Source organism: Fibrobacter sp. UWCM (assembly GCF_900129735.1).
Classification (GTDB): Bacteria; Fibrobacterota; Fibrobacteria; order Fibrobacterales; family Fibrobacteraceae; genus Fibrobacter.
Genome location: NZ_FQWR01000026.1, coordinates 1 through 23,959 on the forward strand (window position 1 = coordinate 1; position 23,959 = coordinate 23,959).

Here is a 23,959-nt window from a genome sequence, read left to right on the forward strand (position 1 = left end):
GTGACCCCGGGTGACACCGTCACGATCCACGTGAACCTCATCGCCCCGATCGCCATGGAAAAGCAGCTCCGCTTCGCTATCCGCGAAGGTGGCCGTACTGTTGGTGCTGGCTCCGTAACCGAAATCATCAAGTAAGGAAAAATCATGGCTGGTGAACGCATCCGTATTCGCTTGAAGAGCTTCGACCATCGTATGATCGACCGCTCTGCCCAAGACATCGTGAATACAGCTAAGCAAACGGGTGCCCGCATTGCGGGACCCATCCCCCTCCCGACGAAAGTCCAGAAGTATACGGTGCTCCGCTCTCCGCATATCAACAAGACTTCTCGTGAACAGTTTGAATCCCGTACGCACAAGCGTCTTATCGACATCCTCGATGCTACGTCGCAGACTGTTGATTCCCTCATGAAACTTGACTTGCCGGCTGGTGTCGAAGTCGAAATTAAGGTCTAATAACAATGAACGGTATTCTCGCAAAGAAGTTGGGAATGACCCAAGTGTTCACGGAACAGGGCGAATGCGTCCCTGTCACGGTTCTCGAAGCCGGTCCGTGCGTGGTCGTTTCCCACAAGACAGAAGAAAAGGATGGCTACAAGGCTGTCCAGATCGGCTTTGGTCTCAAGAAAGAACAGCGTGCCAACAAGGCTGAAATCGGCCACTTCAAGAAGGCTGACGTCGCTGTTCGTGAACACCTCGCCGAGTTTGACGTTGCTGATCTCGAATCCTGGCCGGTTGGCAAGGAATTCGGTGCAGCTGACTTTGCCGATGCGAAGATGGTGAACGTTTCCGGTATCTCCAAGGGTCACGGATTCTCTGGTACCATCAAGCGCCACGGCTTCCACAGCGGTCCCCGCTCTCACGGTACGCACAACATGCGCGAACCGGGCGGTACGTCTGCTCACTCCTACCCGGGCCGTGTTTTCCCGGGCAAGCGCATGGCAGGCCAGTACGGCAACAAGAAAGTGACCGTGAAGCACCTCCAGGTCGTCAAAGTTGATGGCGATCGCAACCTGATCTTCGTCCGCGGCGCAGTCCCCGGTGCAAAGAACAGCATCATCGTGGTGAGGAAAGACTAATGGCTAGTGCAAAGCTTTTCGCCGCAACAGGCGATTTCAAGAACGATATCGAACTCCCGAAGCTGTTTGATGAAGAAGTCAACAAGGTCTGCATGTACCTCCACATCAAGGCTATCCTGAACAACAACCGTCAGGGTACTGCCCAGGCTAAGAACAAGTCCTCCGTTAGCGGTGGCGGTCAGAAGCCGTGGAAGCAGAAGGGCACCGGCCGCGCTCGTTCCGGCCAGAACACCTCCGCTGTGTGGGTTCGTGGTGCTAAGGCCCATGGTCCGAAGTCCCATGACTACTTCGAGAAGGTGAACAAGAAGGTGAAGAAGATCGCCTTCCACTCCGCTCTCGCCTCCAAGGCCCAGGAAGGCAAGGTCGTCGTGTTCGAAGCCCTCAGCTTCGACGCCCCGAAGACCAAGGACCTCCTCGCCGTCCTCAAGAAGGCTAACCTCGAACAGCGCAACGCCCTGTTCATCGTGAGCGCGAAGGATGCGAACCTTTACCTCTCCTCCAACAACATTCCTTGGTGCCGTTGCGCCCGCGTCGAAGATGTCAATACTTACGACATCGTCCGCGCCAACAACGTCGTCATCTCCCAGGCTGCTCTCGCAGAACTTGAAGGAGGCCGCTAATGAAGGAAATTCGTGAAATCCTGCTTACCCCGCACGTGACCGAAGAAACCATGAAGAACATGGTGAATCCGCGTAACGACGTGCACAGGTACGTTTTCAAGGTTGCCATGAACGCTACCAAGACCGAAATCAAGGACGCTATCGAAAAGCGCTTTGAAGTGAAGGTCGACGCTGTGAACACCGCCATTACCCGCGGTAAGATCAAGCGCGTTCGCATGGTTCCTGGCAAGAAACCCAACTGGAAGAAGGCCTACATCACGTTGAAGGCCGGGCAAAAGATTGCCGAGTTCGAAGGAGTATAACTATGGGTCTGAAATCTTATAGACCGCTTACCCCGACGCTGCGCTACAAGCAGATTGGTGACCGCAAGGAAATTACGGCCGAAAAGCCGTACAAGCCGCTCACCGAAGGCATCAAGAGCAGCTCCGGTCGTAACAACGCTGGTGAAATCACTTCCCGCCGTCGCGGCGGTGGCCACAAGAAACTGTACCGTATCATCGATTTCAAGCGCCAGTTCGCGGGTATCCCCTGCACTGTCGAGACGATCGAGTACGATCCGAACCGTACGGCCCGTATCGCCCTGGTCAAGTACCAGAACGGCAAGCGCGCCTACATCGTCGCTCCGGCTAACGTGAAGGTCGGCGATGTGCTGAATTCCGGCGAAGGTGCCGAATTCCGCGTGGGTAACGCTCTCCCGATTCGCGACATTCCGCTGAACACCATGATCCACAACATTGAGCTGAAGCCCGGCAAGGGAGCCCAGCTGGTCCGCTCCGCCGGTGCCGCTGCCGAACTCGTCGCCAAGGACGGCAAGCTCTGCCAGGTCAGGATGCCGAGTGGCGAAGTCCGCTTCATCTCTGAAGATTGCCTCGCCGTTGTGGGCCAGGTTTCCAACATCGACCACATGAATGAATCCTCGGGCTCTGCCGGCCGCTCCCGCTGGCTTGGCAAGCGTCCCTCCGTCCGCGGTGTCGTTATGAACCCGGTCGACCACCCGCTCGGTGGTGGTGAAGGACGTACCTCTGGTGGTCGTCATCCGTGCTCTCCGTGGGGTAAGAACTCGAAGGGTGCAAAAACTCGTAACAACAAGCGTACCGATAAGTACATCGTGCGCCGTCGTCAGAAGAGGGCCTAATTCATGTCGAGATCCCTTAAGAAAGGTGCGTTCGTGGATTCCCACGTTCTCAACAAGGCCCAGGCTATGGCTGGCTCCGACAAGAAGCAGCCGATCAAGACCTGGTCCCGTCGTTCCACCATCGTTCCGGATATGGTCGGACTTACCTTCTCCGTGTACAACGGAAAGCAGTTCCTCCCGGTCTATGTTTCTGAAAACATGGTCGGCCATAAGCTCGGCGAATTCGCAATGACCCGCACGTTCCGCGGCCACCGCAAGACGGAAACCGCCGCTGGAGGTAAGAAATAATGCAAGCTGTTGCTAAAGTGAAAAACGTCCGTTACGGTGTGCGCAAGCTCCGCCGTGTCGTGGACCTGGTTCGTGGCAAGCGTGTTGACGAAGCATTCGCAATGCTTTCCATTCTCCACACCAAGACCAAGGGCGCCCCGCTCGTCGAGAACGCTCTCAAGTCTGCCGTCGCGAACTACAAGCAGAAGGCCGCCGGTGCGGTCGCTGCCGAAGAGCTCGTGATCAAGACCATCGCTGCCGATGGCGGTACGATCATGAAGCGTATCCACCCGCGTTCCCAGGGCCGTGCTTTCCGTATCGAAAAGCCGCTCTCTCACCTCACCGTCGTCGTCGCCGACAAGGAGAAATAACAATGGGTCACAAGAGTCATCCCAATGGTCTTCGTCTTGGCGTTATCCGCGGTTGGGAATCCAAGTGGTATGCCGAAGACAATTTCGCAGATCTTCTTTATGAAGACATCACCCTCCGTCGCTACTTGATGAAGCGCTTCGAACATGCCTCCCTCTCCAAGGTCGGCATCGAACGCACCGTCAAGAAGGTGAACGTGAACCTCTTTACCGCCCGCCCGGGTATCGTTATCGGTAAGAAGGGCGAAGAACTCGATCGCGTCAAGAGCGAACTCCAGTTCCTCACCGGTAAGGAAATCTTCATCAGCGTGCACGAGATCAAGCGCCCGGAAACGGATGCCAAGCTCGTCGCTGAAAACATCGCGCGTCAGCTCGAAAAGCGTATTTCCTTCCGCCGCGCCATGAAGCGCGCCATCCAGTCCGCTATGCGCCTGGGTGTCGAAGGTATCAAGGTGCAGTGCGGCGGCCGTCTCGGCGGTGCCGAAATTGCCCGCGTCGAGAAGTATGCCGAAGGCCGCGTGCCTCTGCACACTCTCCGTGCTGACATTGACTACGCGACTTCCATTGCTAAGACCGTCTATGGTGCCATCGGTATCAAGGTGTGGATCATGCACGGCGAAAAGATTGGCAAGGACGTCATGAACGACAACAAGAGAGAGAAGTAATATGCTGAGTCCTAAAAGAACATTACATCGTAAGCAGATGAAAGGCCGCATGAAGGGTGTCGCTTCCCGCGGCAATTCCATGGCCTTCGGCGAATTCGGCATTCAGGCTCTTGAAAAGTGCTGGCTGACGGCTCGCCAGATCGAAGCGGCTCGTATCGCTATGACCCGTAAGATCAAGCGTGGCGGTCGCGTGTGGATCCGCGTGTTCCCCGACAAGCCCATCACTCGTCACCCGGCCGAAGCCCGTATGGGTAAGGGTAAGGGCGGCGTCGAATTCTGGGTCGCCGTGATTCTTCCGGGTCGCATCATTTTCGAAATGGGCGGTGTTGAACGTGAACTCGCCATGGAAGCCCTCCATGTCGCTTCGCAGAAGCTCCCCCTCAAGTGCAAAATCATCGAAGAATCGGAGATCTAATGAAGGCACGTGACATTAAAAACGAACTGAGAGCTCTCGACGTGAAGCAGCTCAAGGAAAAGCTGGCTCAGTTGAATCTCGATTTGTTCAATTACCGCATGACTGCGAAGCTCGGTAATTTGGAAAAACCCTCTATGATTCAGGCTGCCCGCAGGGACATCGCCCGTATCAAGACCATCCTCAGCGAAAAGGCCAAGGCATAAGCCGGCAGGAGCAGGAAATGGATAGAAACCTTCGTAAAGTCAAGCAGGGAATTGTCAGTTCTGACAAGATGGACAAGACCATCACGGTTGTGGTTGAAAACCGCAAGCGTCATCCCATGTACAACAAGATCATGACCACCACCAAGAAGCTCAAGGCTCACGACGAAAATAACGAAGCGGGCGAGGGTGACCTGGTGGAAATCATGGAAACTCGTCCTCTTTCCGCAACCAAGCGCTGGCGTCTCGTCCGCGTGGTCGAAAAGAAGAAGTAAACTCCTGGAGTAAGGCGAATTATGATTCAAGAAGAAACCAGACTCGTCGTGGCTGACAACAGTGGAGCCAAGGAAGTCGCCTGCATCCGTGTTTTGGGTGGCACGAACCGTCGCTATGCTAGCATCGGTGATGTCATCAAGGTAGCCGTTAAGGACGCTATCCCCCAGAGCAAGGTGAAGAAGGGTTCCGTGGCCGACGCCGTTGTCGTGCGTACGCGCAAAGAAATCTCCCGTCCGGACGGAACGTTCATTCGTTTCTCGGACAACGCAGTTGTGCTCATCACCAAGGATGGCGAACCGCGTGGAACCCGTATTTTTGGACCGGTGGCTCGTGAGCTCCGCGAAAAGAATTACATGAAGATCATCTCCCTCGCACCTGAGGTTCTCTAATGGCAAACATCAAGAAGAATGATAACGTCAAGGTGATTTCCGGTGCCTTCAAGGGCAAGACCGGCACCGTGATTAGTGTCAAGGCCGGCAAGGTGACCGTCAAGGACGTGAACGTCTGCAAGCGTCACGAGAAGCCGAGCCAGACCAACCAAACTGGCGGCATCATCGAGAAGGAAATGCCCATCGACATTTCCAACGTGATGCTCCTCGAAGGCAACACGCCTGTCCGTACCCGCATCGTTCGCGAGAAGGGCAAGAAGGGCGTTCGTACCAGTGTCAAGACTGGAAAGGCTGTGTAAGGTAAAGAAATGAACCAGATGAAGCAATTTTATCTCGAAAAAGTCGTTCCGGCCTTGCAAGCAAAGTTTGCCTACAAGAACGTGATGGAAATTCCCCGTCTCCAGAAGATCGTGGTGAACATGGGCGTGGGCGCTGCCGCTCAGAATCGCAAGATTCTCGACGAAGCCGCTGAAACCCTCACGGCCATCACCGGTCAGAAGGCAGTCGTCACCACCGCGAAGAAGGCTATCGCCAACTTCCACCTCCGTGAAGGCATCGGCATCGGTGCCAAGGTCACTCTCCACGGCGACATGATGTGGGACTTCCTCTATCGTTTCATCAACATCAACCTCCCGCGTGTCCGTGACTTCCGTGGTCTTGCACGCCGTGGTTTTGATGGAATGGGTAACTTCACCCTCGGTATCAAGGAACAGACGATCTTCGTCGAAATCGATATCGATAAGATTTCTCGTACCTTCGGTATGGACATCTCCTTCGTGACTTCCGCCAAGACGGACGACGAAGGCCGCGCCCTGCTCGAAGAACTTGGACTCCCCTTCAGGAAGTAAGGTAATACCATGGCAAGCAGAAGAATGATTGAAAAATGCAAGCGTACCCCGAAGTATACCGTTCGTGGGTATAACCGTTGCAAGCGTTGCGGTAGGCCGCACGCCTTTATGCGCCGCTTTGGCCTTTGCCGTATTTGCTTCCGCGAAATGGCACTCGCCGGCGAAATCCCCGGTATCACAAAGTCGTCTTGGTAAGGAGAGTATAACTCATGGCAATGACAGATCCTATCGCCGATATGCTCACCCGCGTGCGCAATGCCTGCAAGGCAAAGCTCCCCGTGGTGGACATTCCTGCCAGCAACCTGAAGCGTGAAATTGCACGCGTTCTGCAGGAAAAAGGTTTCATTAAGAAGTTCGTCGTCGTCGATGACGGCAAGCAGGGTATCCTCAAGGTTCTGCTCCGCTACACGAACGGCGTTCCCGCAATCCAGGGCCTCCAGCGCGTCTCTACGCCGGGTCTTCGTCACTACGTTGACGTGGCCAAGCTCCCGCGCGTCCGTAACGGCCTCGGCTATGCGATTATCTCCACATCTAAAGGTGTGATGACTGACCACGAAGCCCGCGAACAGAAGGTGGGTGGCGAAGTTGTCGCAAAGGTCTGGTGAGGTAAAAGATGTCCCGTATCGGAAAAGCTATTATCAATATCCCGGCTGGCGTTAAAGTCGCCGTCAATGGTCAGAACATCAAGGTGGAAGGCCCCAAGGGCAAGCTGGAAACTACTGTTCATGAGCTGATTTCCATCAAGCTCGAAGGCAACCAGCTTTCTTTCTCCCGTCCGAACGATGAAAAGTTCTCCCGCGCTATGCACGGTACCACCCGCGCCCTCGTCGCCAACATGGTCGAAGGCGTTACCAAGGGTTTCGAGAAGACTCTCGAAATCGTCGGTGTGGGCTACCGCGTCGAACAGAAGGGCAAGGACCTGAACCTCGTTCTCGGTTTCTCCCACCCGGTCATTTTCAAGGCACCCGAAGGCGTCGAGCTCAAGGCTGTCGACCCGCTGAAGATTTCCATCTCCGGCATCGACAAGCAGAAGGTCGGCCAGGCTGCTGCAGAAATCCGCAAGTACAGGAAGCCTGAACCGTACAAGGGCAAGGGCATCAAGTACACCGGCGAAATCATCCGCCGTAAGCAAGGTAAGAAGACAGGTAAATAAGGGTAAACTATGACTGCAATTGCTAAGAAAAGAATCCAGTCCAGAATCGCACGCCATGCTCGTGTGCGCAAGACTGTTGTCGGAACTGCAGAATGCCCTCGTTTGGCTGTTCGCCGTTCCTTGTCCCACATGGTCGCCCAGATTATCGATGATGCGAACAACAAGTCTCTCGCTCAGGTCGCAACGACTGCCAAGGAATTCCAGGGCAAGTTCGCCGAAATGACGAAGACGGAACAGGCCAAGCAGCTTGGCCTCCAGATCGCTGAAATCGCGAAGTCCAAGGGCATTGAATCCGTGGTCTTTGACCGCGGCGGTTACATCTATCACGGTCGCGTTCAGGCTCTCGCTGAGGGAGCTCGTGAAGGCGGACTCAAATTCTAGTGAGGTACACTTTGGAACGCGAAGCTCAAGTTTCTGAATTTGAAGACAAGGTTGTACACATCAACCGTTGCGCAAAGACCGTCAAGGGCGGTCGCCGTATGTCCTTCTCCGCTCTCGTTGTCGTCGGCAACAAGAACGGCAAGGTCGGCGTGGGTCTCGGCAAGGCTAAGGAAGTTTCCGAAGCCATCCGCAAGGGTACCGAAGCCGCTCAGCGCAATATCGTCGAAGTCCAGCTCCTCGACGGCACCATCCCGCACGACATCGAAGTGAAGAGCGGTTCTACCCGCATCCTCCTCATGCCGGCTGCTCCGGGTACTGGCGTTATCGCCGGTGCTGCCGCCCGTGCTGTTCTCGAACTCGCCGGTGTGCGCAACATCCTCACCAAGATTCACGGTTCTTCCAACCCGAGCACTGTCGTCAGCGCTTGCCTGGAAGGCCTGATGTCCCAGAAGAACAAGCAGGACTGCGCCAAGCTGCGCGGTTTTGAAGCCTAAGGAGTAATACACCATGAAGAAAGTTCGTATTACTTTGATTAAGGGCACTGTTCGCCGCCTGCCGGTGCACCGTGCCAATGTGAAGGCCCTTGGCCTCCGCAAGATCGGACAGTCTGTTGAACACGTTTTGACCCCCAGCATCCAGGGCATGATCAATGCCGTGGCTGACATGGTGAAGGTCGAGGAGATCTAATAATGGAACTCAATACTCTCAATCCTGGCAAGGCTGCCAAGGGCAAGAGCCGCAAGCGCATCGGTCGCGGTCCGGGTTCCGGTTGGGGCACCACTGCTGGCCGTGGTCAGAAGGGTGCCGGTGCTCGTAAGAGCGCTCAGGCCGGTCGTGTCGCCTTCGAAGGCGGCCAGATGCCGATCCACCGTCGCATCCCGAAGCGTGGTTTCAAGCACGCCGGTGTTGAATTCCAGATCGTCAACCTGAAGAAGCTCGCTGGCGTTAGCGTCACGGACTTCGACGCTCAGGTGATGTTCGACCAGGGTTTCATCAAGGATATTGACAAACCGATCAAGGTCCTCGCTTTTGGAACCATCGACAAGGCAATCAACGTAAAGGTTAACGCTATCAGCGAAGCTGCAAAGTCTGCAATCGAAGCTGCCGGCGGCAAAGTCGAGATCGTCTAATGGAAGCTCTCAAGAAAGCCATAGATGCGTTCGTCAACGCGTTCAAGATAGCCGACCTGCGTAAGAAGATTCTCTTCACGCTCGCCGTGCTCATCATTTACCGCGTGGGCGCACACATCACAATCCCCGGAGTAAACGCTGCCGTGCTGGCAGAATACTTCAAGAACTCGAACAACCTGTTCGGCCTGTACGACTCCTTCACGGGCGGTGCGTTTGCGAAAGCGACCGTGTTCGCCCTGGGTATCATGCCCTACATTAGCGCGAGCATCATCATCCAGTTGATGGGCTCCGTTATCCCGGGCATCCAGATGCTCCAGAAGGAAGGTCAGGAAGGCCGCGCCAAGTTGAACCAGTACACCCGCTACTTTACGGTGGCTCTCGCCGCCTTGCAGGGCTGGGGCATTTCTGTGTGGCTTTCCTCCCTCAAGGTGTCCGTTTCCGGTGTCCAGGTTTCTGCCCTCGCAGACGACTTCGCCACCGGTGCCGGTAACATCGGTTTCCGCTTACTTGCTACCCTGACCTTCACCGCAGGAACCATCTTCGTGATGTACCTGGGCGAACAGATTACTTCGCACGGTGTGGGCAACGGTATTTCTCTTATCATCTTCGCCGGTATCGTCGGGGGCCTTCCGCGGGCCTTCCTCGCCCAATGGGAAATGTTCAAGGAAGATATCCAGCCGCTCGCTAGCGAAATCATCATTCTCGCTATCGTGGTCGTGATTATCGGATTTATCGTTTTCGTAGAGCAGGCGAACCGTCGCATTCCACTCCAAAGTCCTCGCAGGACTGTCGGCAACAAGGTCATGGGTGGCCAGTCCAGCTATTTGCCCTTCAAGGTGAATACCGCTGGCGTGATCCCCGTGATTTTCGCAAGCTGCATCATGTTCATTCCGGCCATGATCGCTTCCTGGTTCCCGAACGTCTCTGCGATGCAGTCGTTCGCCATCGCGTTCGTCCCGGGTCACCTGTCCTACAGCGTGATCGACGCGCTCCTTATCATATTCTTCACCTTCTTCTACACGGCAATCCAGTACAACCCTAACGACATTGCCGAAAACCTGAAGAAGTCTGGGGGATTCATTCCGGGAGTTCGTCCGGGCAAGCAGACGGCCGAATATATTGACCACGTTTTAACCCGAATTTCTCTTCCCGGGTCGCTTTACCTCGCTTTTATTAGCGTTGCGCCCTGGTATCTGAAAGACGCCTTCGATATGAGTTTCTATATTGGGGGCACCTCGGTACTTATCGTGGTCGGTGTGGCGCTGGATACGCTTCGTCAACTCGAAGCCCAGTTGCATACCAAGAATTATGAAGGTTTCTTGAAGCATGGCCGCATTCGCGGCAGGATGGCATCTTAGTGGCTAAAGAAGAAGGCATTCAAGTAGAAGGCGTTGTGTTGGAAGCCCTCCCCAACGCATTCTTCCGTGTCCAACTCGGAAATGGTCACGAGATCCTCGCACATGTTTCAGGAAAGATGCGTCGGCATTTCATCCGAATTTTGCCGGACGATAAAGTGTTGGTAGAAATTTCTCCCTACGACCTCAATCGTGGAAGAATCACTTACCGTTACAAGTAATAGGTATTTTCAAAGAAGGTCAAACCTATGAAAATCAAAGCCTCCATCAAACCCAGATGTGAAAACTGCAAGATCATCCGTCGCAAGGGTGTATTGCGCATCATCTGTTCGAAGAACCCCCGTCACAAGCAGAAGCAGGGATAAGGAGATCGTATGGCACGTATAGCTGGTGTCGATTTGCCGAAAAACAAGACCGTCGAGTACGGCCTCACGGCAATCTATGGTGTCGGTCTGTTCACCGCAAACAAGGTCTGTGCTCAGCTGGGCATCGACAAGAACAAGAAGTGCGATGACCTCACCGAAGAAGAACAAGGTAAGATTCGTCATCTTCTCGAAGACGAATACTCCGTGGAAGGTCAGCTCCGCGCGGAAGTTACCCTGAACATCAAGCGTCTCTTGGATATCGGTTGCTACCGTGGTATCCGCCACCGCAAGGGCCTGCCGGTCCGCGGTCAGCGTTCCCGTACCAACGCCCGTACCCGCAAGGGCCCCAAGAAGACTGTGGCTAACAAGAAGAAGTAAGGAGATTCGTCGTGGCTGAAGAAGAAATCAAGGAAACCGCTGCCGCTGCTGAAGCTCCGGCCGCAGCCGCTACTGAAGAAGTTAAGGTCAAGAAGGGCAAGAAGCGTATTGACATCCAGGGCATCGCCTGCGTCAACGCCACCTTCAACAACACAATCGTCTCTATCACCGACGCTCGTGGCAACGTCGTCGCTTGGGGTTCCCCCGGTAACTCCGGCTTCAAGGGCTCCCGCAAGAGCACTCCGTTTGCCGCCCAGCTCGCTGCCGAAACTGCCGCCCACAAGGCTTTCGACCTCGGCATGCGCAAGGTGGATGTCCGCGTGAAGGGTGCCGGTGGTGGCCGTGAGTCCGCCGTCCGCGCTCTCAAGAATGCGGGCCTCGAAGTTCTCTCCATTCGAGACGTGACGGGTATTCCGCACAACGGTTGCCGTCCTAAAAAGAAGAGAAGGGTCTAATCCAAAGAGGTATCGCCTATGATGTGGAAATCACTTCAGATGCCGCGTAGCTTCCAGAAGGTGGAATCTAGCGAAGACGGTCGCAAGGCCAAGTTTGTTGTCGAGGCTCTCGAAAGGGGCTGGGGCATCACGCTCGGTAACGCTCTCCGCCGTGTGCTTCTTTCCTCCCTGCAGGGTGCGGCAATCGTCTCCGTGAAAATCGAAGGCGTTGAAAAGGAAATGTCTACGATTCCGGGTGTCAAGGAAGATGTCACGGATATCATCCTGAACTTGAAGAGCATCCGCGTGAAGCTCCTTTCCGACCATGACGAAACACTGCACCTGGATATGTCCGGTGACGGCGAAGTCACGGCCAAGGACTTCATGGACAATCCGAACGTGGTCATCCTGACCCCGGATGTCCATATCGCGACATTGAACGGGAACGCTTCGCTCTCCATGGATGTGAAGATCTCCTGTGGCCGCGGTTTTGTCCGTGCCGACGAATTGAAGGACAAGGACGCTCCGATCGGCGTTATCGCCACGGACGCTAACTTCAACCCGGTGCAGCAGGTCGCGATGCACATCAGCGATACCCGCGTTGGACAGCGTACCGATTTCAACCGCCTGGAACTCGAAATCACGACTGACGGCTCCATTGATCCCGAAGACGCCCTCGCATACGCTGCGAAGCTCCTCGTCGATCACCTGGAAATCTTCATCAACTTCGAAGGCGACCTCGAGAGCCCCGAAGAAATCGAGATGGACGAAGAACGCCAGCGTATTGCGACGCTCCTGCGCACCCGCGTGGAAGAACTCGAACTCTCCGTTCGTTCCAGCAACTGCCTGCGTATGGCCAACATCCATACCGTCGGCGAACTTGTGCGCAACAAGGAAAACGATATGCTCAAATACAAGAACTTCGGAAGGAAGTCCTTGGTGGAACTTAACGAGGTATTGACCTCCATGGGCCTTTCTTTTGGCATGGACGTCGATGACTACTTGAAGGATTAACAATGAGACACGGTGTAAAGAACAAGAAACTGGGCGTGAACGCCCAACACAAGCGTGCCATCCTCCGCGCCCTTGCTACCTCCATTATCGGTAAGGGTATGGAAGCCGAACAGTCTGCCCGCTACGTGCGCACTACGCTCCACAAGGCAAAGATTGTCCGCTCCAACGTGGACCGCATGATTACCTACGCGAAGAAGGGCGACCTTTCTGCCCGTCGCGAAGCTGCCCGCTTCATCACGAGCCCGAAGGTGCTGCAGGACCTGTTTGCTACCATCGGCCCGCGCTACGCGACCCGCAACGGTGGCTACACTCGCATCATCAAGCTCGGCCCGAACCGCGCTGGTGACGCTGCCGAAATGGCCCTCATCGGCCTCGTCGAAGACGAGATCGTCGTGAAGGAAAAGAAGGCTGCTGAACCCGCCAAGTCCGATGCCGTGAGCATGGTCGAAGGCGAAGGCAAGGCTTCCAACTAAGGCACAGCGCTTTTGCGAAAAAGGTCCGGCGTAAAAGCCGGACCTTTTTCGTATAGAAAAATGACACGGGAATGACTCTGTAGGCACGCTTTTTTTGTATTTTTGTAGAACGTCTATTTTATTGCTGGTTAATGAATTATGTCTAGGTTCGCGACATTTATCCTGTTCCTGTCTGCTTTTTGCGCCCTCTCGTTTTCGGCGACGCTCCCGAGCGGTGTTACCGGCGTGACCCAGCAGGGAATCCAGCCCAGGAGCAGCGTGACGCTTGCTCCCGCGTATTCGGAAGTCACCGTCGATTCCACGTACAAGCTGGGGCCGGGCGACTTTCTCGATATCGGGCTCGAGAACAACTACCTGACGGTGCAGATTTACCCGGACGGCTATGTCGCAATCGAGGAATGCGGTTCCGTGAAGGTGGCGGGCAAGACCCTCGCCGAGGCCCGCGAACTTATCCTCGACCTTGCATCGAAGCGCTACAAGCGCGAGTACTGCTACGTGCAGCTTTCGGCCCTCAAGCGGTTCCGCGCGAGCATCATGGGCGCGGTGGTGCACGTGGGCCAGCACCCGGTGGACCCGCAGACGCGCCTCAGCTACTTTATCCGGCAGGCGGGCGGTCCGCTCCCGACCGCGAACCTGGAAGACATTACCCTTATTAGGAACGACGATACGCTGCATATCGACTTCAACGCGATATCGACTAAGGGCGATTTCGCGAGTGACCCGATTATAGAGCAGGGTGACCGGATATTCGTGCCCTACCAGGTGATGGGCGAGAACGTCGCGCTCCTGTTCCCGGGATACCGCACGAGCGTGCCCTACAAGGAAGGGCGCACCATCCAGGAATACTTCGAGCTTTCGGGCGCCGGCCGCCTCCACAACTACGGCTACAAGGCCGTGTGCGTGCGCGAACCGGGTAGCGACCCGCGCTGGATTCCCATAACCGAGATGAGCAAGACCACGGTGCAGGCCAACACGGAACTCGAGTTTACCGTGAAGGAGATGCTCGTTTACGTGGGCGGCGCCGTTGCCCGCATTGGGCAGGTGGAATACAACCCGAGCTGGCACGCCATCGACTACATCGCCGCGGCGGGCCTCAACACGATTTCGGGTACGTGGAGCCAGGTGAAGGTGTGGCGCGGCAACAAGCCCGACCCGCTGAAGCTGAGCGTTACCGAGGACCCGATTCTCCCCGGCGACTACATCGAGATTCCCAAGAGCCGCTACGAGGCGTTCAAGGACTTTACGCTGTTCCTCGCCTCGCTCCTCACGGTCGTGTCATCGGCCTTCATCATCTACGCCAGTTACAACAAACAGTAGCGCACTATGAAACAAGAGAGTTCAGGATTTATCGAAGTCTGCCTCAGGCTCATCAACAGCAACCTGCGGCACTTTTGGCTGTGCGCCTCTATCGTGATTATACCTACGCTCGCGGTGTTCGCCCTCGTGATGTGGGTAATCGAGCCCACGTACCGTTCCAAGGCGATTGTCACTCCCCCCTCGGCATCGAAGACGAGCCTCCAGGGTCTGGGCAGCCTTCTGGGCGGGGCTTCGGGCGGCCTCAGTTCGCTTCTCGGTTTTTCGTTCAGCGATAACGACGCGAACGCCGTGTGGACTATCCTCAACTCGTGGGAACTCCACAACATGGTCATCGACAAGTTCAACCTTGCCGAGCACTACGAGTTCGACGGCAACTTCCATGCCGACCTGCTGAAGGAGTTCCGCAAGAACTTCAGCCTCGACTGCAACAAGGAAAGCATGTTCGAGGTCGCCATCGAGGACAAGGACTACAAGCTTGCCGCCGCCATGGTGCAGTTCATGCTCGACAAGGCGGATTCCGCGTTCAACGCGTTCAAGACGGCGCAGGCGAAGCAGTCGAGGGAATACATGCAGTCGCGCCTGGATTCGTGCGAGCATGCGCTCGACTCGCTGTTGCAGGGCTTTACCAAGTTCCAGGTGGAACACGACTTCTACGACCCGGAAATCCAGCTGGAATCGACCATCAAGTATTTGGGTGAACTGCAGAGCAGGCGCGAGGAACTCTCGATTGAACTTGCGTTCGAGAAGGCGGACCGCGGCGAAGGCAGCAAGCGCTACGACGAACTTTCCAAGCGCTACAAGAGCGTGAACTCCGCGTTGAACGGCGCCCTCAACGGCAAGCAGAAGAACGTGGGCGTGGTGTCGCTCAAGAAGTCTCCCGAACTGACGGCCGAGTACATGCAGTGGAAGGCGCAGATAAAGATTCAGGAAGCGCTCTACAAGATTCTGCGCCAGCAGAGCGAGGAACTCCGCATGGAGGAATCCAAGATGCTCACTAACCTGCACGTGCTGGAAGCTCCCTGGGAAAACGACAAGAAGGTCGCCCCCCTGCGCGGTGTGACCCTCATCTTTACCGTGTTCGTCACGTTCCTCATCGCGACGATTGTTGCGAACACGCTCGACTACCTCAAGGAAGAGGAGGCGCGCGGTTCATCGGTCGCCGAGCAGTGGAAGGCGTTCAAGGGGTTCTTCAGAAAACAGAAGGCATAGCCTATGTTTCACTGGATGGCTGTTTATCCGGTAACGTGCGCGCTCCTTCTGGTAGTGCTCTTTTGCCTGTTGCAGTCGTGGCTCCTGAAGAAGGACTTCTTTAGTCCGGTGACGGTTTATTGTTTTTCGCAGTGCATAACGCTTGCGATTGCCTACCTGCAGATAGATGCGTTCATGTCGGATTTCAAGCCGCTCACCTGGATGGTGTGGATACTCGGGCTTGTCGCCTTCTGTTCGGGCTGCTATGTCGCGAAGCTTTCGGCGAAGGCGCGCTCTCTCCCGGTGCGCGTCGTGGAGGCGACTCCCCCGCAGGGCTACAACTGGCGGCTCCACCTGGTAATTTCGTTTTTCCTGTTTGCTTTGTTCCTTGTGGGCGTGGTAAAGATTATCGCGGTCGCGGGGAACCTCATCATATTCACCGAGAATCCGGGCCGCTGGATGAGCAAGGACGTGAGCTACGGGTACTTTCCGCTGCTGTTCAGTAGCGGGCCCCTGTGCGTGCTCATGTTCGGGGTTGCCGCGTTCAAGAAATTCAACGGTGTGGTTTGGGTGAGGCGCGTCTCGTTCGTGATGGTGTTCGTGGTGATTGTCGTGAACCTGCTTGCCTACCCGAACCGCACGGCGCTCTTTTTCAACCTGGGATTCTTGATGATACTCATCAACTATCTCTACAAGCGCATATCGCCGCTCATTATCCTTATCGCGATGGCGGTTGCCATCCTGAGCTTTGTCGCCATCAGTAACCTGCGTAACCAGTACGGCACCAAGGGGGTCGAGGACAAGGCGCTCGAGGTGCTGGTGGTGCTCCCGTACAAGTACGTGGCCAACAACTACTGGAACATGGACTACGCGATAAACCCGCCCAACGACGACGAGTACCACCCGCATACCTACGGGCTCGATTTTTTGAGCGGGTTCCTCGAGTTTTTCCGCATCCCGGGGAGTTTCAGGAATTCGTTCGGCTGGGACGACGCGTTCAACGAGAGCATCCAGAAGGAGTACGGGTTCAACACCGTGAACTACCTGTGGGATGTCTACAAGGATTTCCACCTGCTGGGAGTGCTGTTCTTCCCGTTCCTGTGCGGCATAGGCCTTACGGTTCTGCACCTGAAGCTGTGCAGGCCGTTTACGCCGAGGCAGGTGATGTTCCACGTGTTCTTTATCTACTTCGTGGGCTGGTGGTTCTTTACCTCGGGCTACAAGCAGAGCATCTACTGCATGTGGGGTGTGGCGATATACCTAGTGACCACGATATGCTCTAGGCCCGCGGAACTTTCGCAGGAAGGCGTCGAGCCTGCGGGCCAGTCGCCTGCAGGACTTGCAGACGCGACTTTCAAAAACGGGGATGCGCGGGAATGTGCCCCGGAGTGCCTACCAGCGGATGCGCCGCTTGAGGGTGAAGTAGAATGCGAGCGCGACGGTAAGGAAGACGTCGCCCGCTAGGGTGAGCGCGGGGATGCATTCGGGCGCGAACATGCCCGACCCGTAGTAGCACACGCCGATATTGAAAATGCCTCCGAGGGCTATGAGCGTGCAGTAGAGCGCCATGCGGCGTTCCTTGAGCAGGGTGGATATCATGTTCATGCGGATGGCCTGCAGTATGAGCGAGCAGGTGAGTATGCGGAGGCAAAGCGAACTCGTGTATAGCACGTCGCTTGTCCAGGGCGCTGCAAAGAAGATTATCTTGAGCGTCCATTCGGGGAACACCGAGAACGGCGTGCTTACCGCGGCTATAAAGAGGGTGAATATCCCGATGTCGCGCAGGTGGAGCGTGCGGCTGTCGGTCTGGTGGAGCGATATGAGGCTCGACGATATGAAGTGCACCATGAGCCCCGATGCCAGTATTATTAGTTTATGTGCAAAGTTGTACGAGCCGAGGAATTCGGGAGTGGCGGCATGCGATGCGGTGTATAGCCCCACCGGCAGGTAGGCGAAGCTTGCGATGCTCGCGATGGCGTAGGGGACCGCGGATTTGAACATGAGGGCGAAGAACCTGCGCGCGTGCCTGCCGATAGAAAGGACCGCCGGGGTGAACGCCTGCCGCACGCCGAACCCGAACGCGGGCAGTGCCGCGAGCACCATCGAAAGCGCGATGGGCGCGATGGAATCGAAGCGGAGCACGCAGAGTGCGATGCCCATGATGGCGGTGTACGATACGGTGTGGAGTATTTTCGAGATGAGCAGTTTTTTCCAGAAGTTCCCGCAGATGAAGTACCAGTCGAAGAACGCGTGCTGGAACAGTAGCCCGAAGGCGAGAATGAGTTCGCCCCAGAAGGCGGGGTGGTCGTGGCGGGCGACAATCGCGAAGATGACCATCGCGCTGGCGGCGATAGCCGTGGTGAGGAGCCTCAGCTGCAGCACGTTCCTGAACAGCCTGCCCTCGGTGGCCCTTTTCCCGAAATAGGCGAGAATGAGCGTGGCCATGCCGAAATCGGCGAGCGCGCAGAATATGGTGTAATCGCTTTGTAAGATTCCGAAATATCCGAAGTTGACAATTCCGAGGTTATTTGCGATAATATTCTGTACAAGGACGGAAACGCCTTGTATGAGTATGTTCACCAAGGAAATGAAAACGCCGATCTTTATGTTCTTGAATACTTGCAACGAGGGATAAAATAGATGTTTTGCTCGCAAATGTTTTGGACTTTTTCTAATTTTGGGTGCGGAAACGCGAAAGTGGCGGAATTGGCAGACGCGCCAGACTTAGGATCTGGTACTTCGGTGTGAGGGTTCGACTCCCTCCTTTCGCAGAGAATTTCAAATTAAACCGCATATCGGAGTCCATAATGTCCGTTGAAATCAAAGAAACAAGCGCAACCGTGCGCACCCTCGAAGTCGCAATCCCGCAGGCGGATCTCGATGCCCCCTTCGAAAAGAAGCTTTCCCAGTACAAGAAGCAGGTGGCCCTGAAGGGTTTCCGCCAGGGCATGGTCCCGAAGGCGATGATCCTGAAGCAGTTCGGTGACGCCATCCGTCACGAGGCCGTGAACGAGACCGTCGACAAGGTTGTGGGCGAGGCGCTCAAGAACGCGAACATTATCCCGGTCGGCCAGCTCAAGGTCACCAAGTTCGAAGACAACAAGGAAGCCGGCGTCGCACTGACCCTCGAAGTCGAAATTGACCCCGAAATCGACATCAAGGGCTACGACAACACGGGCATTACCGTTCCCGATACCGCCGTGCACGAAGAGGAAGTCCAGGAAGAATTTGACCGCCTGGTGAAGATGTGGAGCAAGGACGAGCACGTCGACCGCGCCGCGGGCAAGGGCGATGTCGTCGTGGGCAACTACATCGAGGTCGTTATCGACGGCGAAAAGCAGGAACTCCCCGAAAACAAGGAATTCCGCAGCCTGCTCGGCGAATCCGCCTCTCCGGGATTCGACGAGGGCCTCATGGGCGTCAAGGCGGGCGACAAGAAGGAAATCAACTTCAAGTACCCCGATGACCACAAGGACGAACGCTACCGCGGCAAGACCGCCCAGTTCAACGTGGAAATCACCGACGTGCGCGAAATCGTGCCGCCGACCTTCGACGAGGAATTCTGCAAGCAGGTGGGCGTCAAGGACATCGACGAACTGAAGGCCAACCTCGCCGAGAGCCTCGCCAACCAGAAGCAGGATGCCGCCAAGACGAAGGCCGTGAACGAGGCTATCGACAAGCTTATCGAGCAGAACCCGTTCGAGGTGCCGAACGCCCGCGTGCTCGACCTCATCAGGTGGTCGCTCAACCGCAACGTGCAGGACGAGAAGGACGCCGTTGAGCCGACCGAAGAACAGGTGAAGACGCTTTCTCCCGAGGCTATCCGCGAAATCAAGAAGCACCGCATTCTCGACTTCGTCGCCACGAAGGAAAAGCTCAAGGCGAGCCAGGCCAAGGTGGACGAACGCCTCCAGCAGATGGCGAATGCCTACCATATCGGCTTCGAAGATTTGAAGAACCATTTCCGCCAGAGCGGCAGAATCAACCAGCTGCGTGACGAACTCCGTGTCCAGATGGCTGCGGACTTCATCGTGGGCATCCGCCCCGCCGCCGAAGAAACCAAGTAAAAGAGGTTAGTTAATGATCATTCCTACCGTCATTGAGACCACCGGGCGTGGTGAACGCGCCTACGACATCTACTCCCGCCTCCTCAAGGAGCGCATCATCTTCTTGGGTACGCCCATCAACGATGAAGTGGCGAACAACGTCATGGCGCAGCTGATTTTCCTTGAGTACGAGAACCCGGAGAAGGATATCACGCTGTATATCAACAGCCCGGGTGGTTACGTGTCGGCAGGACTTGCCATTTACGATACCATGCAGCATGTTCGCCCGAATATCGCGACCATCTGCATCGGAAGCTGTGCCTCGATGGCCGCCGTGCTCCTTGCCGCGGGTACCAAGGGCAAGCGCTATGCGCTCCCGCATTCCCGCATCATGCTGCACCAGCCGTCGGGCGCCGCTACCGGCCAATCTACCGATATCCAGATTACCGCGAAGGAAATCGTCCGCACCAAGGATACCCTCACCGAGATCGTGGCGAAGCATACGGGCAAGTCTATCGACGAAGTCCGCGCGAAGACCGACCGCGACTTTTACATGGGGCCCGAGGAAGCGAAGTCCTTCGGCGTTATCGACGAAATTTTTATTCCGCGTAAAGAGGGAGTGTAGCGCTCATGTACCGTAGCGGGAAAAACCATCCGACCGTGACATGCAGTTTCTGCGGCAAGCCCGCGGAACGTGTCGAGAAGATGATTACTGGCGCAGGTGTCCAGATTTGTAGTGACTGCGTGGCGATGTGCCACCGCATTATCGAAGAGGACAAGTCCCGCTCGATGCAGGAGAGGGCCAAGGCGGATGCTGCCGTGCAGAAGCCGCTCCCGCTCCCGACCGAAATCAAGGCGCACCTGGACGAGTTTGTGATTGGCCAGGACCAGGCGAAGATTGCGCTCTCCGTTGCCGTCTACAACCACTACAAGCGCTTGCGTTACAAGCAGGCCCACCCGAACGGCGATACCGTGGAGGTGGAAAAGTCCAACCTGCTTCTGGTGGGCCCCACCGGTAGCGGAAAGACGCTCCTCGCGCAGACCATGGCGCGCTTTCTGGACGTGCCCTTTACCATTGCCGACGCCACGGTGCTTACCGAGGCGGGCTACGTGGGCGAGGACGTGGACAGCATCATCGTGCGCCTGTTGCAGGCTGCCGACTACGATGTGGCCCGCGCCGAGCGTGGCATCATCTTTATCGACGAAATCGACAAGATTGCGCGCAAGACCGCGAACCCTTCCATCACGCGTGACGTGAGTGGCGAAGGCGTGCAGCAGGGCCTCCTGAAGCTCCTGGAAGGTACCGTTGCCGCAGTGCCGCCGAAGGGTGGCCGCAAACACCCCGAACAGCCGCTGGTGCAGGTGAATACCAAGAACATCCTGTTCATTTGCGGTGGCGCCTTCGAGACGCTCGACAAGATTATCGCCCAGCGCGTGAACAAGGGCGGCATGGGTTTCGGCGCCGACATCCGCAGCGAGAAGGACAACACGCTGAGCGAGCTGTTCCAGCAGCTGGAACCCGACGACCTTATCCGTTTCGGGCTCATTCCCGAAATCGTGGGCCGCTTGCCGATTGCGGTCGCGCTCGAGGAACTCGACGAGTCTGCATTGCTCAACATCTTGACGCAGCCGAAAAACGCGCTCGTGAAGCAGTTCAAGAGCCTGTTCGAGATGGACGGTATCGAACTCTCGTTTACCGACGACGCCCTCAAGGAAATCGTGCACGAGACGATGAGCCGCAAGACCGGTGCCCGCGGGCTCCGCTCCGTCATGGAACGCACCCTGCAGAAGGCGATGTTCTTGATGCCCGGTTCCGACGTGAAGAAGCTCGTGGTGACCGCCGATACGGTGAAGAAGGGACTTGCCGTCGCTTCCGAGGAAGCTTCTCCCGAGGACAATTCCGTGGAGTTCGGCGGGGTTGCCGACCTTTCGGAATCCGAGTTCGTGAAGGATTCCCCGCGCCGTGGCCGCAAGAAGGCTTCGTAGGCCTTGCTGAAAAAATGTTCTAGCGGTTGCCGCGGGAATTGCGGCAGCCGCCTTTTGTTTCTTTAAGATACTATCTTTGCAGTGTATGAACTTTGATTTTTCGAAAACGTATCCGCTGCTCCCGCTCAGGGATGCCGTGGTGTTCCCGCACACGACCCGCCGCATTCTGGTGGGCCGCGACATGTCTTTACGCGCGCTTGAATTTGCCGAAAGCCACAATAATGAAATAGTCCTCGTTGCACAGAAGGACGTGACCGTTGAAGAAATCCAGAACCCGATGCTCGACCTGTATTCGGTGGGCGTGATTGCGCATGTGAGTAACGTGATGCCGTTCCCGAACGGCTGCGTGAAGGTGGTGCTCGAGGGCGAGGAGGTTGTGGACCTGCGCTCCATCATGATGAACGACGGTTTTTTGAACGTGACGGTTTCCCCGCGTAAGATGCGCATCGGTGCCAAGGACAAGACCTCCCTTTTTGACGAGGTGCTCACGCGCTTCCGCGACTACGCGACAAAGAGGAACATCGCCGAGGGCATGGTCGATGCGTTCTTCGGCATGGAAAACCAGCTGGACGCCTATTACGGTATGATTCCGTTCTTGCAGGTGTCGCTTGCCGAGAAGCAGAGCTTTCTGGAGATAGCGACGCTCGACGAGATGTCGGCGAAGCTGCTTGCGCTGATGGACGTTTCCGAGGACAACGAGAACGTGCTCGTGCGCGTGCAGCAGAGCGTGCGCCAGAAGATGGCGCAACAGCAGAAGGAATGGTTTATCTCCGAACAGATCCGCCAGCTGCAGGACGAGCTGGACGGTGATGGCGAAGGGGCCTCGGAACCCGAACAGCTCTTGAAGAAAATCAGGGCGAAGAACTTTACCCCGGCAATCGTGGAAAAGCTCGAGGACGAGATTAGCCGCATGAAGCTCATGCAGCCGACCTCGCCGGAATATGCGGTGAGCCGCAACTACCTCGACTGGTTTTTGAACCTGCCCTACGGCGTGTACACCGACACCGTCCTCAACATGAAGAAGGTGAAGAGCGAGCTCGACTCCAAGCACTTCGGGCTCGACAAGGTGAAGGAACGCATCATGGAATACGTCGCGGTGCTGAAACTCACCGGGACCGAACGCCGTTCCCCGATTTTGTGCCTTGTGGGGCCTCCCGGCGTGGGCAAGACGACCCTCGTGGAATCGATTGCGAACGCGATGCAGCGTAACTTTGTGCGTATTACGCTCGGTGGCGTGCGCGACGAGGCTGAAATACGCGGGCATCGCCGTACCTACATCGGAGCGATGCCGGGCCGCTTTATCCATGCGCTGCGCCGTGCCAAGTGCATGAACCCGATTATTCTGCTCGACGAAATCGACAAGATGGCGAGCGACTTCCGTGGCGACCCCGCGAGCGCGATGCTCGAGGTGCTTGACCCGGAACAGAACCATGACTTTACCGATCACTTCATGGAGGTGGGCCTCGACCTGAGCCGTGTGCTGTTTATCGCGACGGCGAACAGCGAGAGCGAAATCCCCGAGGCGCTGCGCGACAGGCTCGAGATTGTGCGCCTGCCCGGCTACTACCCGCACGAGAAACTGCAGATTGCGAGCAAGTACCTGGTGCCGCGCATTTGCGAACGCACCGGCGTAAAACTCGGCGAGCAGGTTTCGTTTGACGATGCGATTATCAACCAGGTGATGCGCGGCTGGACCCGCGAGGCGGGCGTGCGCGAACTGGAACGCACCCTCGAGAGTGCGGTGCGCCACCGTGCAAAAGAAATCGTGATGGGCAAGAAGATTAAGCCCGCCGTTACCGAGAAGCAGTTGCAGGAATACCTCGGCGCCCCGAGATTCCTCGACAGCCAGCTGCCCGAACCGGGCCGCCCCGGCGTGGTTACAGGCCTTGCCTGGACGAGCGTGGGCGGCGAGATTCTCCCCATCGAATGCATGCTCCTGAGCGGCAAGGGCCAGATTATAATGACCGGAAAGCTCGGCGACGTGATGAAGGAATCCGCCCAGATTGCGGTGAGCCTGGTGCGCGAACGCCTGCACTGTTTTGGCATCGACCCCGCGATTGTCAAGAAGACGGACATCCACATCCACGTGCCCGAAGGCGCCGTGCCGAAGGATGGCCCCTCTGCGGGTATCGCCCTCACGCTTTGCCTGCTTTCTGCGTTTACCAGGATTCCTGTGCCGCCTGACGTCGCGTTTACCGGCGAGGTGAGCCTCACGGGCGCATGCCTTGCGATTGGCGGGCTCAACGAGAAGGCGCTTGCCGCGCTCCAGGCCGGCGTGAAGACGCTCCGCCTGCCTGCGCAGAACAAGAAGGACGTGGACGAACTTCCGGCACCCGCGAAGAAGGGCCTCAAGATCTACACGCACAAGCACATTGACGAAATCGTGAAGATTCTGTTCGTGCAGAAGAAGGCGAAGAAGTAGGTAGCCTGAGTGTCACCCTGGAGCGCGAAGCGCGATAGGTACATTTATTGTCCCCGGT

At 56.5% G+C, this 23,959-nt stretch carries 36 protein-coding genes, 1 tRNA gene and 1 pseudogene; 37 read left to right on the top strand and 1 reads right to left on the bottom strand.

Going from position 1 to position 23,959, the window contains the following annotated elements:
- The 32 genes and pseudogenes from tuf to BUB22_RS13890 form a co-directional block, all read left to right on the top strand.
- A pseudogene (tuf, locus tag BUB22_RS13735) lies at positions 1-135 on the top strand (elongation factor Tu); the annotation flags it as partial.
- 9 nt (positions 136-144) lie between these two features.
- On the top strand, positions 145-453 hold the full coding sequence (rpsJ, locus tag BUB22_RS13740; RefSeq protein WP_072807538.1) for a 30S ribosomal protein S10: 309 nt from the start codon (positions 145-147) through the stop codon (positions 451-453).
- A gap of 5 nt (positions 454-458) precedes the next feature.
- The gene (gene rplC, locus BUB22_RS13745; RefSeq protein WP_072807539.1) at positions 459-1,076 is read left to right on the top strand and encodes a 50S ribosomal protein L3; all 618 of its coding nucleotides are present in this window, start codon (positions 459-461) and stop codon (positions 1,074-1,076) included.
- On the top strand, positions 1,076-1,696 hold the full coding sequence (gene rplD, locus BUB22_RS13750; RefSeq protein ID WP_072807540.1) for a 50S ribosomal protein L4: 621 nt from the start codon (positions 1,076-1,078) through the stop codon (positions 1,694-1,696). Before rplC ends, rplD begins: the two co-directional genes overlap by 1 nt.
- Positions 1,696-1,998, top strand: a complete 303-nt coding sequence (gene rplW, locus BUB22_RS13755; protein WP_072807541.1) for a 50S ribosomal protein L23 — start codon at positions 1,696-1,698, stop codon at positions 1,996-1,998. The genes rplD and rplW overlap by 1 nt, the downstream gene beginning before the upstream one ends.
- 2 nt (positions 1,999-2,000) lie before the next feature.
- Positions 2,001-2,831, top strand: coding sequence for a 50S ribosomal protein L2 (gene rplB, locus BUB22_RS13760; RefSeq protein ID WP_072807542.1), 831 nt, complete (start codon positions 2,001-2,003; stop codon positions 2,829-2,831).
- 3 nt (positions 2,832-2,834) lie between these two features.
- Positions 2,835-3,119: a 30S ribosomal protein S19 gene (gene rpsS, locus BUB22_RS13765; RefSeq protein WP_072807543.1), complete on the top strand. Its 285-nt coding sequence runs from the start codon at positions 2,835-2,837 to the stop codon at positions 3,117-3,119.
- The gene (gene rplV, locus BUB22_RS13770) at positions 3,119-3,469 is read left to right on the top strand and encodes a 50S ribosomal protein L22 (protein WP_072807544.1); all 351 of its coding nucleotides are present in this window, start codon (positions 3,119-3,121) and stop codon (positions 3,467-3,469) included. Before rpsS ends, rplV begins: the two co-directional genes overlap by 1 nt.
- 2 nt (positions 3,470-3,471) lie before the next feature.
- The gene (gene rpsC, locus BUB22_RS13775; protein WP_072807545.1) at positions 3,472-4,131 is read left to right on the top strand and encodes a 30S ribosomal protein S3; all 660 of its coding nucleotides are present in this window, start codon (positions 3,472-3,474) and stop codon (positions 4,129-4,131) included.
- Between the two features lies 1 nt (position 4,132).
- Entirely contained in the window at positions 4,133-4,546 is a 414-nt protein-coding gene (gene rplP / locus BUB22_RS13780) for a 50S ribosomal protein L16 (RefSeq protein WP_072807546.1), read from the top strand.
- On the top strand, positions 4,546-4,749 hold the full coding sequence (gene rpmC, locus BUB22_RS13785; RefSeq protein WP_072807547.1) for a 50S ribosomal protein L29: 204 nt from the start codon (positions 4,546-4,548) through the stop codon (positions 4,747-4,749). Before rplP ends, rpmC begins: the two co-directional genes overlap by 1 nt.
- 17 nt (positions 4,750-4,766) lie before the next feature.
- Positions 4,767-5,021: a 30S ribosomal protein S17 gene (gene rpsQ, locus BUB22_RS13790; RefSeq protein WP_072807548.1), complete on the top strand. Its 255-nt coding sequence runs from the start codon at positions 4,767-4,769 to the stop codon at positions 5,019-5,021.
- A 21-nt stretch (positions 5,022-5,042) separates the two neighbouring features.
- Complete coding sequence (rplN, locus tag BUB22_RS13795) at positions 5,043-5,411, top strand: 50S ribosomal protein L14 (RefSeq protein WP_072807549.1); 369 nt, start codon at positions 5,043-5,045, stop codon at positions 5,409-5,411.
- Positions 5,411-5,710, top strand: coding sequence for a 50S ribosomal protein L24 (rplX, locus tag BUB22_RS13800; protein ID WP_072807550.1), 300 nt, complete (start codon positions 5,411-5,413; stop codon positions 5,708-5,710). Before rplN ends, rplX begins: the two co-directional genes overlap by 1 nt.
- Before the next feature lie 9 nt (positions 5,711-5,719).
- Positions 5,720-6,259, top strand: coding sequence for a 50S ribosomal protein L5 (gene rplE, locus BUB22_RS13805; protein ID WP_072807551.1), 540 nt, complete (start codon positions 5,720-5,722; stop codon positions 6,257-6,259).
- 9 nt (positions 6,260-6,268) lie between these two features.
- Complete coding sequence (locus BUB22_RS13810) at positions 6,269-6,454, top strand: type Z 30S ribosomal protein S14 (RefSeq protein WP_014546106.1); 186 nt, start codon at positions 6,269-6,271, stop codon at positions 6,452-6,454.
- Positions 6,455-6,468: 14 nt separating this feature from the next.
- Complete coding sequence (gene rpsH / locus BUB22_RS13815; RefSeq protein ID WP_072807552.1) at positions 6,469-6,864, top strand: 30S ribosomal protein S8; 396 nt, start codon at positions 6,469-6,471, stop codon at positions 6,862-6,864.
- A gap of 8 nt (positions 6,865-6,872) precedes the next feature.
- Positions 6,873-7,412 carry a 50S ribosomal protein L6 gene (gene rplF / locus BUB22_RS13820; RefSeq protein ID WP_072807553.1) on the top strand — a complete coding sequence of 180 codons (540 nt, stop codon included), beginning with the start codon at positions 6,873-6,875 and terminating at the stop codon, positions 7,410-7,412.
- 9 nt (positions 7,413-7,421) lie between these two features.
- The gene (gene rplR / locus BUB22_RS13825; RefSeq protein WP_072807554.1) at positions 7,422-7,793 is read left to right on the top strand and encodes a 50S ribosomal protein L18; all 372 of its coding nucleotides are present in this window, start codon (positions 7,422-7,424) and stop codon (positions 7,791-7,793) included.
- A gap of 11 nt (positions 7,794-7,804) precedes the next feature.
- Positions 7,805-8,287, top strand: a complete 483-nt coding sequence (gene rpsE / locus BUB22_RS13830; protein WP_072807555.1) for a 30S ribosomal protein S5 — start codon at positions 7,805-7,807, stop codon at positions 8,285-8,287.
- A gap of 13 nt (positions 8,288-8,300) precedes the next feature.
- Positions 8,301-8,480 carry a 50S ribosomal protein L30 gene (gene rpmD, locus BUB22_RS13835; RefSeq protein ID WP_072807556.1) on the top strand — a complete coding sequence of 60 codons (180 nt, stop codon included), beginning with the start codon at positions 8,301-8,303 and terminating at the stop codon, positions 8,478-8,480.
- 2 nt (positions 8,481-8,482) lie between these two features.
- Entirely contained in the window at positions 8,483-8,923 is a 441-nt protein-coding gene (rplO, locus tag BUB22_RS13840) for a 50S ribosomal protein L15 (protein ID WP_072807557.1), read from the top strand.
- A complete protein-coding gene (secY, locus tag BUB22_RS13845; RefSeq protein ID WP_072807558.1) occupies positions 8,923-10,281 on the top strand; it encodes a preprotein translocase subunit SecY in 1,359 nt (452 codons plus the stop codon). Before rplO ends, secY begins: the two co-directional genes overlap by 1 nt.
- Positions 10,281-10,499: a translation initiation factor IF-1 gene (gene infA / locus BUB22_RS13850; protein WP_014546098.1), complete on the top strand. Its 219-nt coding sequence runs from the start codon at positions 10,281-10,283 to the stop codon at positions 10,497-10,499. Before secY ends, infA begins: the two co-directional genes overlap by 1 nt.
- 27 nt (positions 10,500-10,526) lie before the next feature.
- Positions 10,527-10,643, top strand: a complete 117-nt coding sequence (gene rpmJ, locus BUB22_RS13855; RefSeq protein ID WP_014546097.1) for a 50S ribosomal protein L36 — start codon at positions 10,527-10,529, stop codon at positions 10,641-10,643.
- 9 nt (positions 10,644-10,652) lie between these two features.
- The gene (gene rpsM, locus BUB22_RS13860) at positions 10,653-11,021 is read left to right on the top strand and encodes a 30S ribosomal protein S13 (RefSeq protein ID WP_072807559.1); all 369 of its coding nucleotides are present in this window, start codon (positions 10,653-10,655) and stop codon (positions 11,019-11,021) included.
- A gap of 26 nt (positions 11,022-11,047) precedes the next feature.
- Positions 11,048-11,476, top strand: a complete 429-nt coding sequence (rpsK, locus tag BUB22_RS13865; protein WP_173304119.1) for a 30S ribosomal protein S11 — start codon at positions 11,048-11,050, stop codon at positions 11,474-11,476.
- Positions 11,477-11,494: 18 nt separating this feature from the next.
- Entirely contained in the window at positions 11,495-12,469 is a 975-nt protein-coding gene (locus BUB22_RS13870) for a DNA-directed RNA polymerase subunit alpha (RefSeq protein WP_072807561.1), read from the top strand.
- Positions 12,470-12,471: 2 nt separating this feature from the next.
- A complete protein-coding gene (gene rplQ / locus BUB22_RS13875; protein WP_072807562.1) occupies positions 12,472-12,942 on the top strand; it encodes a 50S ribosomal protein L17 in 471 nt (156 codons plus the stop codon).
- A 138-nt stretch (positions 12,943-13,080) separates the two neighbouring features.
- Entirely contained in the window at positions 13,081-14,259 is a 1,179-nt protein-coding gene (locus tag BUB22_RS13880; RefSeq protein ID WP_072807563.1) for a polysaccharide biosynthesis/export family protein, read from the top strand.
- A gap of 6 nt (positions 14,260-14,265) precedes the next feature.
- Entirely contained in the window at positions 14,266-15,468 is a 1,203-nt protein-coding gene (locus BUB22_RS13885; RefSeq protein WP_072807564.1) for a GumC domain-containing protein, read from the top strand.
- Positions 15,469-15,471: 3 nt separating this feature from the next.
- The gene (locus BUB22_RS13890; protein WP_083535554.1) at positions 15,472-16,911 is read left to right on the top strand and encodes an O-antigen polymerase; all 1,440 of its coding nucleotides are present in this window, start codon (positions 15,472-15,474) and stop codon (positions 16,909-16,911) included.
- On the opposite strand, the gene BUB22_RS13895 is transcribed toward BUB22_RS13890, so the two are convergent.
- Positions 16,840-18,027 (bottom strand): oligosaccharide flippase family protein, encoded by a 1,188-nt coding sequence (locus BUB22_RS13895; RefSeq protein WP_175547303.1) that lies wholly within the window; start codon positions 18,025-18,027, stop codon positions 16,840-16,842. The two genes, BUB22_RS13890 and BUB22_RS13895, sit on opposite strands and share 72 nt — an antisense overlap.
- 111 nt (positions 18,028-18,138) lie before the next feature.
- Between BUB22_RS13895 and BUB22_RS13900 the strand changes: the two genes are divergently transcribed.
- The 5 genes from BUB22_RS13900 (at position 18,139) to lon (ending at position 23,901) form a co-directional block, all read left to right on the top strand.
- A tRNA-Leu gene (locus BUB22_RS13900) sits at positions 18,139-18,218 on the top strand.
- A 36-nt stretch (positions 18,219-18,254) separates the two neighbouring features.
- Positions 18,255-19,514, top strand: coding sequence for a trigger factor (tig, locus tag BUB22_RS13905; RefSeq protein ID WP_073116032.1), 1,260 nt, complete (start codon positions 18,255-18,257; stop codon positions 19,512-19,514).
- A gap of 13 nt (positions 19,515-19,527) precedes the next feature.
- Positions 19,528-20,118, top strand: coding sequence for an ATP-dependent Clp protease proteolytic subunit (locus BUB22_RS13910; RefSeq protein ID WP_072807568.1), 591 nt, complete (start codon positions 19,528-19,530; stop codon positions 20,116-20,118).
- 5 nt (positions 20,119-20,123) lie between these two features.
- Positions 20,124-21,479, top strand: coding sequence for an ATP-dependent Clp protease ATP-binding subunit ClpX (gene clpX, locus BUB22_RS13915; protein WP_083535556.1), 1,356 nt, complete (start codon positions 20,124-20,126; stop codon positions 21,477-21,479).
- 85 nt (positions 21,480-21,564) lie between these two features.
- Positions 21,565-23,901 carry an endopeptidase La gene (gene lon / locus BUB22_RS13920; RefSeq protein ID WP_073116034.1) on the top strand — a complete coding sequence of 779 codons (2,337 nt, stop codon included), beginning with the start codon at positions 21,565-21,567 and terminating at the stop codon, positions 23,899-23,901.
- The last annotated feature ends 58 nt before the right edge of the window (positions 23,902-23,959 follow it).

Bases quoted from the DNA above. Each gene is read 5' to 3' on its own strand.
- rplO (WP_072807557.1), top strand. From the start codon at position 8,483: ATGGAACTCAATACTCTCAATCCTGGCAAGGCTGCCAAGGGCAAGAGC.
- rpmC (WP_072807547.1), top strand. From the start codon at position 4,546: ATGAAGGCACGTGACATTAAAAACGAACTGAGAGCTCTCGACGTGAAG.
- BUB22_RS13910 (WP_072807568.1), top strand. From the start codon at position 19,528: ATGATCATTCCTACCGTCATTGAGACCACCGGGCGTGGTGAACGCGCC.
- rpsM (WP_072807559.1), top strand. From the start codon at position 10,653: ATGGCACGTATAGCTGGTGTCGATTTGCCGAAAAACAAGACCGTCGAG.
- rplF (WP_072807553.1), top strand. From the start codon at position 6,873: ATGTCCCGTATCGGAAAAGCTATTATCAATATCCCGGCTGGCGTTAAA.
- BUB22_RS13810 (WP_014546106.1), top strand. From the start codon at position 6,269: ATGGCAAGCAGAAGAATGATTGAAAAATGCAAGCGTACCCCGAAGTAT.
- rplP (WP_072807546.1), top strand. From the start codon at position 4,133: ATGCTGAGTCCTAAAAGAACATTACATCGTAAGCAGATGAAAGGCCGC.
- rpsH (WP_072807552.1), top strand. From the start codon at position 6,469: ATGGCAATGACAGATCCTATCGCCGATATGCTCACCCGCGTGCGCAAT.
- rplX (WP_072807550.1), top strand. From the start codon at position 5,411: ATGGCAAACATCAAGAAGAATGATAACGTCAAGGTGATTTCCGGTGCC.
- rplB (WP_072807542.1), top strand. From the start codon at position 2,001: ATGGGTCTGAAATCTTATAGACCGCTTACCCCGACGCTGCGCTACAAG.
- rpmJ (WP_014546097.1), top strand. From the start codon at position 10,527: ATGAAAATCAAAGCCTCCATCAAACCCAGATGTGAAAACTGCAAGATC.
- rpsJ (WP_072807538.1), top strand. From the start codon at position 145: ATGGCTGGTGAACGCATCCGTATTCGCTTGAAGAGCTTCGACCATCGT.
- BUB22_RS13885 (WP_072807564.1), top strand. From the start codon at position 14,266: ATGAAACAAGAGAGTTCAGGATTTATCGAAGTCTGCCTCAGGCTCATC.
- BUB22_RS13870 (WP_072807561.1), top strand. From the start codon at position 11,495: ATGATGTGGAAATCACTTCAGATGCCGCGTAGCTTCCAGAAGGTGGAA.
- rpsQ (WP_072807548.1), top strand. From the start codon at position 4,767: ATGGATAGAAACCTTCGTAAAGTCAAGCAGGGAATTGTCAGTTCTGAC.
- rplC (WP_072807539.1), top strand. From the start codon at position 459: ATGAACGGTATTCTCGCAAAGAAGTTGGGAATGACCCAAGTGTTCACG.
- rpmD (WP_072807556.1), top strand. From the start codon at position 8,301: ATGAAGAAAGTTCGTATTACTTTGATTAAGGGCACTGTTCGCCGCCTG.
- rpsS (WP_072807543.1), top strand. From the start codon at position 2,835: ATGTCGAGATCCCTTAAGAAAGGTGCGTTCGTGGATTCCCACGTTCTC.
- rplQ (WP_072807562.1), top strand. From the start codon at position 12,472: ATGAGACACGGTGTAAAGAACAAGAAACTGGGCGTGAACGCCCAACAC.
- rplD (WP_072807540.1), top strand. From the start codon at position 1,076: ATGGCTAGTGCAAAGCTTTTCGCCGCAACAGGCGATTTCAAGAACGAT.
- clpX (WP_083535556.1), top strand. From the start codon at position 20,124: ATGTACCGTAGCGGGAAAAACCATCCGACCGTGACATGCAGTTTCTGC.
- BUB22_RS13880 (WP_072807563.1), top strand. From the start codon at position 13,081: ATGTCTAGGTTCGCGACATTTATCCTGTTCCTGTCTGCTTTTTGCGCC.
- rplV (WP_072807544.1), top strand. From the start codon at position 3,119: ATGCAAGCTGTTGCTAAAGTGAAAAACGTCCGTTACGGTGTGCGCAAG.
- lon (WP_073116034.1), top strand. From the start codon at position 21,565: ATGAACTTTGATTTTTCGAAAACGTATCCGCTGCTCCCGCTCAGGGAT.
- rpsC (WP_072807545.1), top strand. From the start codon at position 3,472: ATGGGTCACAAGAGTCATCCCAATGGTCTTCGTCTTGGCGTTATCCGC.
- tig (WP_073116032.1), top strand. From the start codon at position 18,255: ATGTCCGTTGAAATCAAAGAAACAAGCGCAACCGTGCGCACCCTCGAA.
- rplN (WP_072807549.1), top strand. From the start codon at position 5,043: ATGATTCAAGAAGAAACCAGACTCGTCGTGGCTGACAACAGTGGAGCC.
- rplR (WP_072807554.1), top strand. From the start codon at position 7,422: ATGACTGCAATTGCTAAGAAAAGAATCCAGTCCAGAATCGCACGCCAT.
- secY (WP_072807558.1), top strand. From the start codon at position 8,923: ATGGAAGCTCTCAAGAAAGCCATAGATGCGTTCGTCAACGCGTTCAAG.
- BUB22_RS13890 (WP_083535554.1), top strand. From the start codon at position 15,472: ATGTTTCACTGGATGGCTGTTTATCCGGTAACGTGCGCGCTCCTTCTG.
- rplE (WP_072807551.1), top strand. From the start codon at position 5,720: ATGAACCAGATGAAGCAATTTTATCTCGAAAAAGTCGTTCCGGCCTTG.
- rplW (WP_072807541.1), top strand. From the start codon at position 1,696: ATGAAGGAAATTCGTGAAATCCTGCTTACCCCGCACGTGACCGAAGAA.